General features: G+C 47.1%; 12 protein-coding genes. All 12 read right to left on the reverse strand.

Annotated features, from left to right (window positions below; translation table 11 throughout):
- Positions 1–4: 4 nt before the first annotated feature.
- The 12 genes from ACKU35_RS04690 to ACKU35_RS04745 all read right to left on the reverse strand — a co-directional run bounded on the left by ACKU35_RS04690 (position 5) and on the right by ACKU35_RS04745 (position 12,713).
- Positions 5–685 (reverse strand): methyltransferase domain-containing protein, encoded by a 681-nt coding sequence (locus ACKU35_RS04690; RefSeq protein WP_319763626.1) that lies wholly within the window; start codon positions 683–685, stop codon positions 5–7.
- Positions 686–715: 30 nt separating this feature from the next.
- A complete protein-coding gene (locus ACKU35_RS04695) occupies positions 716–1,675 on the reverse strand; it encodes an NAD-dependent epimerase/dehydratase family protein (RefSeq protein WP_319763628.1) in 960 nt (319 codons plus the stop codon).
- A complete protein-coding gene (locus tag ACKU35_RS04700; RefSeq protein ID WP_319763630.1) occupies positions 1,668–2,846 on the reverse strand; it encodes a glycosyltransferase family 4 protein in 1,179 nt (392 codons plus the stop codon). Before ACKU35_RS04700 ends, ACKU35_RS04695 begins: the two co-directional genes overlap by 8 nt.
- Positions 2,847–2,850: 4 nt before the next feature.
- Entirely contained in the window at positions 2,851–4,008 is a 1,158-nt protein-coding gene (locus ACKU35_RS04705) for a glycosyltransferase (RefSeq protein WP_319763631.1), read from the reverse strand.
- A gap of 13 nt (positions 4,009–4,021) precedes the next feature.
- The gene (locus tag ACKU35_RS04710; protein WP_319763633.1) at positions 4,022–5,590 is read right to left on the reverse strand and encodes a Gfo/Idh/MocA family oxidoreductase; all 1,569 of its coding nucleotides are present in this window, start codon (positions 5,588–5,590) and stop codon (positions 4,022–4,024) included.
- Positions 5,591–5,601: 11 nt separating this feature from the next.
- On the reverse strand, positions 5,602–6,759 hold the full coding sequence (locus ACKU35_RS04715; protein ID WP_319763635.1) for a DegT/DnrJ/EryC1/StrS family aminotransferase: 1,158 nt from the start codon (positions 6,757–6,759) through the stop codon (positions 5,602–5,604).
- 39 nt (positions 6,760–6,798) lie between these two features.
- Positions 6,799–7,326 (reverse strand): winged helix-turn-helix domain-containing protein, encoded by a 528-nt coding sequence (locus tag ACKU35_RS04720; RefSeq protein WP_319763637.1) that lies wholly within the window; start codon positions 7,324–7,326, stop codon positions 6,799–6,801.
- A gap of 89 nt (positions 7,327–7,415) precedes the next feature.
- Positions 7,416–8,279 carry a polysaccharide deacetylase family protein gene (locus ACKU35_RS04725; protein ID WP_319763639.1) on the reverse strand — a complete coding sequence of 288 codons (864 nt, stop codon included), beginning with the start codon at positions 8,277–8,279 and terminating at the stop codon, positions 7,416–7,418.
- A 54-nt stretch (positions 8,280–8,333) separates the two neighbouring features.
- Positions 8,334–10,205 (reverse strand): nucleoside-diphosphate sugar epimerase/dehydratase, encoded by a 1,872-nt coding sequence (locus tag ACKU35_RS04730; RefSeq protein ID WP_319763641.1) that lies wholly within the window; start codon positions 10,203–10,205, stop codon positions 8,334–8,336.
- A gap of 2 nt (positions 10,206–10,207) precedes the next feature.
- Positions 10,208–11,347 (reverse strand): DegT/DnrJ/EryC1/StrS family aminotransferase, encoded by a 1,140-nt coding sequence (locus ACKU35_RS04735; protein WP_319763643.1) that lies wholly within the window; start codon positions 11,345–11,347, stop codon positions 10,208–10,210.
- A 129-nt stretch (positions 11,348–11,476) separates the two neighbouring features.
- A complete protein-coding gene (locus ACKU35_RS04740; RefSeq protein ID WP_319763645.1) occupies positions 11,477–12,100 on the reverse strand; it encodes an acetyltransferase in 624 nt (207 codons plus the stop codon).
- A gap of 1 nt (position 12,101) precedes the next feature.
- Positions 12,102–12,713 carry a sugar transferase gene (locus ACKU35_RS04745; protein WP_319763647.1) on the reverse strand — a complete coding sequence of 204 codons (612 nt, stop codon included), beginning with the start codon at positions 12,711–12,713 and terminating at the stop codon, positions 12,102–12,104.
- Positions 12,714–12,715 lie beyond the last annotated feature (2 nt).

The raw sequence follows: 12,715 nt of genomic DNA on the forward strand, positions 1-12,715 counted from the left end.
CTAACTAGATGGATTCGTATATATGAAAATCTACAGAGTACTTTTCCAGATCTCCCTTATAAATAGGAAGCGGATTAGGGGTATGTTCTTTAAGGACCCAGTCGCTTCTGTTCGCCTCGACCCAATCGCTAAACTTGCGATGCTTAACATGATTGGCTTGTAGGTCCTGCTGGTTATCGGTGTTGCTAGAGTAGATGATTACGTATTTGCTTGCGGAGGCAAATAGCTTATCCATGTAATTGTTGAAAATTTCATCTTCAATCAAGTGGTAGATTACGTCCAGCGAAAGGCATAAGTCAGCTTTTTCACCGGAATACTGTTCAACCTTTTTGAAAGATTTGGTCTTGTCATCATTAAATGTTTGCTTACACAAAGTTACAGCAGTATCGCTGACATCGAAACCTGTGTAGGACGGATACTCAGCCAGTTTTAATTGATTGCCGTCACCGCATCCGAATTCAATTACAGAATTAATCTTGTTCTCTTTAACGAAGTTGTTCAGTATCTCTGCTTTATATATAGCTGCATCGCCGTATGAACCAGCTCCTGAGGTCCCCCCGGAATGATAGCGTTCTTCCCAGTAATTTTTGGATGTTGTGAATCTTGGAATACGCAAAATGAAGCGGTGGTAGAGGAACTGCGCTATTTTATTGATAACAGGTATTTTTTTAATAAATTCTTTCATTATGCTTTCTCCTTTTTTCGAGTTAAATATCTACTCTTCAATCTCATATTCATTCATGTACCAATCAACGGTCTTTTTCAGACCCTCCTCAAGCGGTACTTCCGGTTCGTAGCCGAGCACCTTCCATGATTTGGAAATGTCGGAAAGGCGGTCTTTTACCGCGTCCCAATTTCGTCTTTCCTTGAAGACGATTTCTGAGGAAGAACCGGTGAACTCAATAATCATTTTTGCGAGATCGATAATCTGGGTAGGTTTGCCGGTGCCGCCGTTGAAGATATCACCGTCTGCAACTTCTGAAAGGGCTGCTAGAGTCAGCAACTGGGCGGTATTGCCTACGAAGGTAAAGTCGCGGGTTTCGGTCCCGTCTCCGGTTATGTAGAGAGGCTCACCCTTGATGGCCCGGACAATAAAATTCGGAATTACGTTGCGGTATGCACCGTGAGGTTCATATGGTCCATAGGTATTGAAGACCCTGATGGAAACAGAGGGAATGCTGAACATGGAGGCATAGTATTTCACGTAAAGTTCAGCTGTGTATTTGTTAATGGCGTATGGTGTCTCATGTGGATAGATGTAATCCTGCTCGTTCATCATGGCGGCGTTGCCGTACACGCAGGAAGAGGAGGTATATACAAATTTTTTCAGGTTTTTATTATCCTTGCATATCTCCAGAAGATTCATGGTGCCTATAATATTGGCCTGCACATCTTTGAAAGGGTGGTCAACTGAATTCTGATTCGCGAAGTGAGCTGCCAGATGGAAGACATAGTCCGGCTTGAACTCCTCCATTTCAGTGCGGTAGGATTTAATTTCTCCGATATCAGCCTGTACAAAGGTGATGCGTTGATCACTCGGAAGGTAGTTTTTATAACCGGAAGAAAGGTCGTCAAGAACCATAATCGAGCTTGCGCCGGCTTTCAGAAGTCTTTCGATTAAATTCAGGCCGATTGCGCCGGCACCGCCTGTAACAAGTACTTTGGCATTATTCATTGAAAAGGGCCTCACGTATGTTTTCGTAGCTGTTGTTCATGTTGTAGAAATCTTTTCCTTCATTACGCAGCTCGGTAAGGTTGATTGAGTCGAGCCTGCGTATGAGCGCGGCAATGGACGGAACATCTGCACTGTCGGCCACCAGAAGTTCTTTCTGGATGTCCCGCACAATCTGGGTTGTTGTAGAGGATAAAGGACTCAATGCAACCACGGGTTTGCCGGCACCGATGTAATCGGCGAGCTTGGAAGGGAAAAACGGAGAATCCTTGAGCGGTGCATCAATGACTAGCAGAATGTCCGCTTCCGAAAGGACTTTTATGGAATCCAGATATGGAATCGGATCGAAGAATTTGATCAGCTCCGGACATTTTTGTTCAGCCAGTTGCCGTTCGTCTTCTTTCATGCGTCCGTAAAAATGAAATTCGAGATTCTGCGGTTGTACTTTGTTAACAGCTTCAATGAGCGGTGCTGCCGAGCGCAGGCCGTATATGTTGCCGGTGTGGGCAATAATTTTTTTCTGCGGTTCGGTTTTCCTGCGTGTATACAGACTGGGGTCAAAAACATGGGGCAGGACTTTAATTTTATCCCGGTCAGCTTCAAGCCCTTTGACGAAAAGTTCTTTGGTCTTTTCTGATGTCACGGTGATGGTGTCCGCTCGTGAAATCACCGTTTTCTCGTACATTTTGTTAATCTTGCGCTGGATAGCCGTGCGATATGAAAGATATGGGTTCAGTGTCCAGGGATCGGAAAAGTGCGCCGCCCAATGCAGATTGCGATCGGTTTCCTTGACTGCCAGCCCCGCCAGGTGGTTAACCAGCGGAGTGGAGTGGGTGTAGAGCGCATCGATCTGAAATTCTTTGATCAGCTTGATGGCCGTAGAGGCGGCTGGGAATTTCCACCAGAATTTACGGTCGGTGATTTCAAGGCCTCCACAGATATAGTGGAGCCATTTTTCACCGGGCAATCTGTTCATACGGTGGATGGTCAGGTTTTCGTGATCCTTGCAGAGTTGATGATCCAGAAATTCAAAGTCAGGATTCTCACAGCAGGTCAGAACGTGCACTCGGTGCCCATTTCTCGCTAAAGCGCAGGCCCTTCGCTGAACCTGAATGGATTCAGGGGAAAGAATAGGCGGAAAGTCATATGTTATGAAGAGGATTGATTTTTTCATAATATTAAATTCGGCTATCCAAGATCTGTCTGTATAGATCTGCGTAACGTTCTTCTACCTGACAGGGCATCCAGTGTTTTTCACCATAATTTCGTGTTTTGGTTCCCAGTTGTTCCCTGTAGGATTGATCTTTCATTTTTTGCAGGGCTTCCGCATATCCTGATACAGAGTTTTCAACAAGCTCAATCCAACCATCCTCAAATTCAGGGACCTGGTTTTTGTTGTCCCTCCTGTTGACAATGATCGGTAAACCACACAAAGAAGCTTCAAGTACGGTCTTGGGTATCCCGTCGTAATCACAGTGAATGGCGAAGATATCATACGAAGGACTTATTTTGCAGAGTTCATCATTGGCTATTCGTTTTATGAAATTTGCTTGCCCTGTCCCGTCTACTTTGCTGGCTTTTTCCATAAGCTCTGATCGCAGAGGACCGTCACCGACCACCGTTATCTCAGCTCCGGTTTTTATGGTTGCCTCTATAAGGTGTTCAGGATTTTTTCCGGGAATAAGTCTGCCCACTGACAGAATCTTTAACGGTCCTTCGGAAAAGTAAGTTTCTTTTCTTGCTATTTTGTCAGGGGTTACCGCATTGTATATAGTTTGTAGTTCTCCAGTCTGTCTTTTTTGGACGTAGGAGAGAATCGATTTATATACAACAACCACTGAGTCAGCATTTTTGAGTGTGATGTTTTCCACTGCGGCAGTGAAGTGGTAGTAAAGGAAATTTTTCCAGCCGAAACTGATGTCCCGGCGGTTTTCATCCGGGTGGGTGTGCAAGGAGACCACGTAAGGAATTCCCAGCTCCCTTTTAATTTCGGAGGCAACAAATCCGTTGATATAGTTACCGTAGCTGCGGATAAGGTCCGGCTTAATCTCTTTTGCAAGCTCAATCCCTTTGGCAGCCCACCCTTTGAGCAAGGCAGGCCGCCAGAAGAGGGATTTTAAGAGCAGTACTTTGTCGGCCGGAAGGTTATGGATGTGCAGTTTCGCGTTTCCGGCCATTTGTTGCAGAGCTTCCGTGTTGGGTTTGTCTCCGTTGGTCATTAGGATGTGCACATCATCAAAGACCTCCCCGGGGTTGTAGTAACGGGAGGTTATTTCCCCTTTTTCTTCGAGGTGAGAAAGGGGATCAGTGATAATATTAAGGAGAGTTCTACCCATTAATCAGCTCTTTTTATTCGCAGGGGGTCAGGCTGTTTTCGCCTGTCTCTTCATATTTTTTGTTACAGCTTGCACACTCAAGGGATTGAGGCAGAATCTCGCCGCATTCGCAGACCCAGCCAATCCTTTTTGCGGGTGTGCCAACCATGAGGGCGTAATCGGGAACATCCTTGGTTACGACTGCGCCAGCACCGATAAGGGCGTATCTGCCAACTGTGTTGCCGCAAACGATTGTGCTGTTTGCTCCGAGGGTAGCCCCTTTTTTAATCAGGGTTTCACGCACTTCGTTCATGCGATTTACATGGGCACGGGGATTGAACACGTTGGTGAAGACCATGGAAGGTCCGCAGAAGACGTCATCTTCAAGGGTAACACCCTTGTAAACTGAAACATTGTTCTGTATTTTGCAGCCATTACCGATAGTTACGTCAGGTCCGGCCACAACATTCTGACCTAGGTTGCAGTTCTCACCAATGCTGGTGTTCTTCATCACGTGGGAAAAGTGCCAGATTTTGGTTCCCGCACCTATAGAGGCTCCATCGTCTACTGCTGCTGTCTCGTGTACCTGAGCTAAATTCTCTTCAACAGCTGAGTTGAGCAGAACTTCGCAGCCTTTTGTGTTCATGGACTTCTGGGCTGCGTTGAGAACTTTGAGAACCCTCAACCCTTCTTCTGCGTCGGTTCTGGGAAAAATTCCTGAATCAATGCAGTCAAGGAAGTGTTTGCATTCAAGAAAAAGAGGCTCGTCCTGCGGGATTTCAACCCGTTCAGCGTCTGCTTTATTGGGTACAGGAACATTGTTTTTCCATTCAACCTTATGCGGATAGAGAAGGAGTTTTTCTTCCCAGGGCAGGGTGTCGTCGAATACGGCCATTTTTTTGTCACCGACTACAACCAGCTTCTGTTCTTTGAAGGGATGCAGCCATGAAACAAATATATGGGCTTTGGTTCCGCTGGGGAACTCAAGGTGAGTGGTGGTTACATCCGCAATATGCTGGTGCAGGTAATTCCCGCCGGTGGCGATTACCTTTTCCGGTTCTTCCCCGGTAAGGGAGAGGATCATGGAAATATCATGCGGTGCAAACGACCAAAGGATGTTTTCCTCACGGCGGATTTTGCCGAGGTTCAGTCTGTTGGAATAGATGTAGTTTATACGTCCAAGCTCACCTGATTCCACTATTTCGCGTAATTTAACGAAGATAGGGTGGTATTGCAGCAAATGTCCGACCATGAGGATAAGTTTTTTATCCTTAGCAATCTTAATCAGCTCTTCAGCTTCCTTCTCATCCAGTACCAGCGGTTTTTCAACATATACGTGTTTTCCGGCAAGCAGTGCTTCCTTGGCAAGTCCAAAATGGGTTTCAGCAGGGGTGGCGATTATTATTCCATCAATCTCGTCGTTGGAAAGAACATCCGCATAGGAAAGCACTGTTTCAACTTCAGGATACTGTTCTTTGAAGTTTGCCAGTGTTTCCTCGTTGGTATCGCAGATCATTTTCAGCGCACCGGTGCGGTCATAGTTACGGACAAGGTTTTTGCCCCAATAACCGGAACCGACTACAGCAACTTTAAGTTCGCTCATGGGAATCTTCCTTATGCGTTTCTGATTGCTTCAGCGATCATTTCCTGTTGTTCCCTTTCAAGGTAGGGATGCATGGGGATAGCAAAGATACGTTTTGCTGCGTCTTCACTCACCGGGCAGTCCCCTTCTTTATATCCGAGATCTTTGAAAGCGGTCTGCAGGTGAAGAGGAATCGGGTAATAGATGGGGGAAGGCACGCCTTTTTCTTTCAGCGCAGCCTGAATGCGGTCACGATGCTCACTGTCTTTGGCCAGCGGGCAGTACTGTGCCCATACCGAACGGTAACCTTCGGGGGCGGTGGGGACGGTCAGTCCTTCAACGTCAGCGAGAAGTTCCGCGTAGGTATCAGCCACTTTGTCGCGTAGGTCTACTTCTTCAGGAAAGATTTCGAATTTTGCGTTCAGTATTGCTGCCTGCAAGGTATCGAGGCGGCCATTGATGCCCAAGCGGACGTTGTCGTATTTATCCGGTCCCTGTCCGTGTACACGGTGGGAGCGCAGACGTGCTATCAGTTGGTCGTCGTCAGTGAAGCACATACCGCCGTCTCCGTAGCAGCCGAGGGGTTTTGCCGGGAAGAAAGAGGTGCAGGTGATATCCCCGAGGGAGCAAGCCCGCTTGCCCTTGTACTCGCCGCCGAAACCTTGAGCTGCATCTTCAATGATAAACAGGTCATGCTTGTCGGCAATGGCTTTGATTGCATCATAGTCGGCTGGCTGGCCGAAGAGATCTACGGAAATGACTCCCTTGGGGGTCAGGTCCGTAACCTTGGGTAGGACCATACCGTTGTCGGCGCCCTTCATGGCTTCGATGGTTTTTTCAAGCTTCTCGGGGTCGATGTTGAAGGTCACGGGATCAATATCAACGTAAACCGGAGTTGCTCCTAAAACCGCGATTGCTTCGGCTGTTGCAAAAAAGGTGAAGGGAGTGGTGAAGACAGCATCTCCCGGCTTGATGTCCAGCGCCATAAGGGCGAGAGTGAGGGCATCGGTTCCTGATGCGCAGCCGAGTGCGTGTTTGGTGCCGCAATATTCAGCGAGATTCTTTTCAAGAGCTGAAATTTCAGGTCCCATGATGTAAGCACCATGTTCAAGGACGTTGTCCATGTTTGCGCGGACCTGGTCTTCAATGCGGGAAAACTGTTTTTTGAGATCAATAAAAGGTATACCCATGAGATTATTCTCCATGTTTTAATGCGTGGGTTTATTTGATTAGACAACCTTCCAATTCGGACGTCTTAAATAAATTTCACTTGTGTTATCAAATTCTTCTGTGTTTAGGACCATAAGCCTGATTTTGCGTTTGATAGCTTGCTCGGCTTTGGAGCAGAGATCGCCTATGCGGTCAGGATTGGTATCGTCACCTATGATAAGGACATCTATGATACCTGAGTCGATTCCTTTGGCGTAATCATCAAGGATATATACAGAATCGACTTTACCGATAGTGGACAAAATATATTCCAGAATCTGGTCAATACCTATATATTTGCGGACTATTGAGCTGATTTCCGGAAAGAATGGGTGGGATGAATTGGCGTTGTAGTATATATAGCGCCCTTCTTTCTTTTTGTTCAGATATCCTGCTTCACTCAAGCCATCCAGTTCTTCCTTCATGGCATTGGGTGAGACATCAAATTCTGCAGCCAACTCCCTAAGGTATGAGGAAACGTCGGGATTGAGGAAAAGCTTGAGCAGCAGCTTTATACGTGTCTTTGATGTGAATAATTCTTTAAGCATGATGTTAGTTCGTTAAGTTATTCTGAACGAACTGTCAAATCGATTTGTGAAATTTCTTGGCTTATATTGATTTGAGGGAGATGTAATTATTAAACCAAATCTTTATAAAGTATTGTCATGATCTGGTGTTCTGTCAGTGATTGCAGTATTTTTTCAAGCTTGTTGTTTTCCACAATGTCGTAAGGGTCAAAGTAGTGAGTAAGAAACAGGTCATGTTCCCTAATAACTTTGATGGTCGCTTCAAATTCTTCAATAAAAAGAAGGTCATCTCCAAGAAATGGATTGCTTTTTCGGAGCATATTCCATGAGTCGAAGATAGCTAAGGGGAAATGCAGGCTGCACCCAGTGGGAATCTCTGTTATTCCGTGTGAATGGAGCGAAGGTGCGCCGTACCCTTTGTACCCGCAGGCAGCGGTTGAACTGCTGTATTTATAGCCCAGCTCGGCGAGTATTGGATATACACTTTCTGTATGCAGGTTACCATAATGAGGAGTTCTAAAGCCGATGCTCTCTACGCCAAGAATTTTTTCTATCGCTTCATGCGCCTGCTCAACTTCCGCTTTTTGCTCGGCATAAGAAAGTTTGTTGAAAAAGCGGTCCGGGGCCCAATGGGGATTATCAGGATGAGTGTAGGTATGGTTAATGATTTCATGACCTTCGGCCACAGCACGTTTATGAATATCCGGATATTTTTCAACAAATTTACCGATGACCGCAAAACCAGCCTTTATATCGTGCTTTTTGAGCATATCCAGTAAAAGTGGAAAGGCGGCAATGTCCTTTTCAAAATCAAAGTCAAAGGTCAGTACATATGCTGCTTCATCGCAGGGATTTATCTGCTTGCCCATGAATTGTGTAAAATATTGTTCCGGGAAAGTTAAATGGACAACTTTTCGGAGCAGATATGCCATGTATTTATTTTTTACGGGGCGTATGAGCGGGGTTGGGATCATTGCAAAATATCCATCAATTTTATTTATTGGTCTCGTACATTTTGAGTGTACTTTCTACCCTTCTTCATCAAACTCAGGGACCACGGTATGCAGCGTGGTCCTTACTTTTTCCGCATGGAATAGGTCAGCCGCAGCTTTCATCTCGGCAAGCTGTTTCTTGAATTTTGCGCAATAAGCCGCGTGGTCGTTTTCAAAGCCCTTTAGAACCATGATTTTATCATGCTCGGTGCGTACAATGCCTTCGCCTTCAGTGATCAACTCTTCGTATAGTTTTTCACCTTCACGCAGGCCAGTGAAAATAATTTCGATATCCTTGCCGGGTTCCTTGCCGGAGAGTCTGATCAGGTCGTGGGCCATGTCGGCTATTTTGATCGGTTCACCCATTTCAAGGATGAAAATTTCGCCGCCCTCGGCCATAACTCCAGCCTGCAGGATTAGCTGGGCCGCTTCGGAGATGGACATGAAATAGCGGGTAACATCTTTGTGGGTTACGGTGACAGGCCCGCCTTTCTCGATCTGTCGGCGGAAAAGAGGGACCACCGAACCGGAGGAACCGACTACGTTGCCGAAGCGAACAGCCATGAAAGTTGTTTTGGAATCGTGAAACAGACGCATGAGTAATTCAGTTACCCGTTTGGAGGCACCCATTATGTTGGTTGGGCGCACGGCCTTGTCTGTAGAGACGATTACAAAGCGGGCTACACCGTGCTTGTTCGCAGCAGTCATGACGTTTTTGGTGCCGCAGATGTTGTTATGCACAGCCTGCCACGGATTGCGTTCCATCATGGGGACGTGTTTATAAGCGGCCGCGTGAAACACTGTTTGGGGCTTGTATTTGCCAAAGGTTTCATCCATTAGCTGTTCGTCCTGCACAGATCCCAGTACAGTGACATAATCAAAAAATTTAATTTCGTGATGCAGCTCCATCTGGATGCCGTAAAGATTGGCTTCGCTGGAATCGACCAGAATGAGTTTCGCCGGATTGAAGCGCACCACCTGCCGAACCAGTTCAGATCCAATTGAACCTCCGCATCCGGTTACGAGCACGGTTTTGCCGGAAAGGTATTCGCTGATGGAAGTGCTGTCCAATTGTACCGGGGCCCGGCCCAGCAAATCCTGATAGCTTACATCTCGCAATGCCTTAATGCCGACTTTACCGTTTATGATTTCATCCATTCCGGGCAGAATTTTATAAGGCAGTCCGGTATCTTTGCAGGCATCGATTATTTCACGCATCTGTGCACCGGAAGCCTCGGCCACGGCAATGAGGATTTCATTGACACATTTATTTTCCACCAGTTCCTGAAGATCTGAAAGAGGACCCAGCACTGGTACGCCGTGGATAGTGCGGCCTTTCTTGTGCTTGTCGTTATCCAGAAAGCCGATGGGCCGGTAAGTCAGCTGCCCGCTGCTGATGATTTCACGCACAACCTTTTCGCCTGCACGTCCAGCTCCGATAATCAGGGCATTGTTGCCGTCAATGGGACATTTTTCCGGTGAAAAATGGATATTATTTCCGTCTTTGTATGCATAGAATGAGCGGATTATGACCCTCATTCCACCGCACATGAAAACAGTCAGCATCCAATCGATAATAAATACCCCTCGGGAAAAGCCGCCGAAGCCGAACTTGTACAGCACGAGGGTGACCAGAATAATGGATTGCAAAAAAGTTGCTTCAAGGATGTGCCAAAGGTCACGCAGGCTGGTGTAACGCCACATGCCCCGGTAAAGGCCAAGTCCCAGAAAAACCGAAAACTTAATAGTTACCGTGTACTTGATAATTTCAAAGCACTGTGTTTGAGCGTATTCCGGCAGATTGAAATCAAACCGGAACAGGTAGGCACCGTAAAAAGCACCTACAAATATAATCAGGTCCAGCAGGACCATGAGGTAAAAATTTGCGTTACGCAGGTTATGGATCATGTTTATCTTCCGCACCTTTTAATCAGCTCAATAATTCTATCCAGTTCTTCTGCTGACATGGCCGTGCCGGAAGGAAGACATAGCCCGCGTTTAAATAAATCCTCGCTGACTTTGCCGCCGAAAACAGTATTGTTTTTAAAGATCGGCTGCTTGTGCATGGGCTGCCAGACTGGACGGGATTCGATGTTTTCATTTTCAAGCGCAATGCGGATCTCATCAGGTGAAGCGCCGAATTCCTCAGCGTCAATGAGCATCACGGTAAGCCAGCGGTTACATTGGCCGTAATCGGCTTCAGGCATGAAGGATACACCCGCAATTGAGCCAAGCTCCTGCTCGTAATAATCGAAGATTTCCCTTTTGCGTTTTACTCGCTCGGGAATGACTTCAACCTGTCCGCGCCCAACTGCGGCCACTAGATTGGACATGCGGTAGTTGTAACCGATCTCTTCGTGTTCGTAATATGGTTTCGGCTCCTTGGCCTGCTGAGAAAGCCAGCGGGCGCGGCTGATCATATCTTCATCATCCGAAGCCAGAAGTCCGCCCCCGGAGGTGGTTATGATTTTGTTACCGTTAAAGGAGTATGCGGCCATGAGCGCCCCTTTTCCGGCATGCCTGCCTTTATATGTCGCGCCAACGGATTCAGCCGCATCCACAACCATAGGAATTCCATGCGGCTCAAGTATTTCAAGAATGCGATCGTAATCCGCGCATTGGCCGTAAAGGTCGGTGGGGATTACTGCTTTCGGTTTGCGGCCCTGAGAAATATAATGATCCACGGCTTCAGCCAGAAGATCAGGATCCATGTTCCATGATTTATAATCACAGTCGATAAAAACCGGTTCCGCCCCCAGAAATGTAATAGGGCTGACACTGCCGATGAAAGTAAGCGAAGAAGCGATGACCACATCACCGGTTTCCACCCCAAGCAGCCGCAATGCTATGTGTAGGGCTGCTGTTCCGCTGGAAAGGGCCGCGCAGTGTGCAAAGCCGGTAAGCTTGGAAAAATCATGTTCAAAGCCGTTGACCATCGGGCCAAGCGGAGCAATAAAGTTGCTTTCAAAAGCCTGGCGGACATATTCCTGTTCATTACCGCCCATGTGCGGCGGTGAAAGATATATGCGGTTATTTTTATTTGCGGGCACTTGCGGAGCTTCCTTTATGGATAAGAATTATATGTAACAACGGGTCTGATATTACATTTCCCGGTTTTAGTACAGTTTTTGTAATATCAATTGAAAGTGGCTGTAATGATTGTGTTAATATAGATGCTGTTAGCGGTCTTTCACTCTGGCAGGAACTCCCGCTGCGGTTATTCCTGCCGGGATGTCATTGATTGCCGTTGCGCCGCCTCCGAGTACCGCCCGGTTGTGAATGGTGATTCGCGGCAACACAGTGGCTCCGATACCAATCATAGCCTCTTCCTCAACTGTGACTTCTCCACCGAGAGTGGCTCCCGGCGCAATGTGGACGTGAGGTCCGATTACATTGTGGTGTTCTACCGTACAGTTGGTGTTAACGATAGTGTTGTCATTGATCACTGTGCCGGTATTGATGACAGCGCCCGCCAGTATCATGCACCCGTCGCCCACGATCACATTGGGTGCGATGATTGCAGAAGGATGAATAACTGTGAAAAAGGAATGTCCGGCGTCACTCAATTCTGTGAAAATTCGTTTGCGCAATTCGTTATTGCCTAGAGCGAGTACGATTCCGTCATGTTCAATCGTACTGATTGCGGAATTGCCGCCGGGAAGAGGGATGCCCATGACTTTCTTGCCGTGAAGTTTCCGGTTTTCATCTACGAAGGCTACGGGGGTGGCACCATCCATCTGTATCAATGCGTCGGCCACTACCTGCCCATGCCCTCCTGCGCCCATGATAATGATTTTCTTCATATTATCTGCCGTCCCGGTTCTTACTGCCCATGAATTCTTTCGCTGTTGCCTGCCCGGATTGGGATATCCCTTCGCGCTTAAATACGCGGGCCACGGTGAGATATAAAATTTTAATATCCAGCAGCAGGTTGTGGTTATCCACATACCAGACATCAAGCTTGAATTTGTCTTCCCATGAGATGGCGTTGCGGCCATTCACCTGCGCCCAGCCGGTGATACCGGGCCGTACATCATGGCGTCTGGCTTGCTCCGGACTGTAGCGTTTAAGATACTGCATCAGTAAAGGGCGTGGACCAACAAGTGACATATCCCCAAATATTACGTTGATCAGTTCCGGCAATTCATCAAGTGAAGTTGAACGCAGAATTTTCCCGAACCTGCTTAAACGCTCCGAGTCCGGGAGCAGATTGCCGTGCTCATCCCTTGCATCGGACATGGTTTTGAACTTGATGATGTTGAAAGGTCTGCCGTGTAGTCCCGGCCTGCGTTGGATAAAGAATATTCCGTTTCCCATCTTTTTATGAATGGCAACGGCAACCGCCACCAGCACAGGAAAAAAAATCAGCAGCGCGCTGATTGAAAAAACAAGGTCAAAACATCTTTTGGCTGTCACTA

Origin of the sequence: Maridesulfovibrio sp., from assembly GCF_963676065.1 — a bacterium.
In the GTDB taxonomy this organism is placed as follows: Bacteria; Desulfobacterota; Desulfovibrionia; order Desulfovibrionales; family Desulfovibrionaceae; genus Maridesulfovibrio.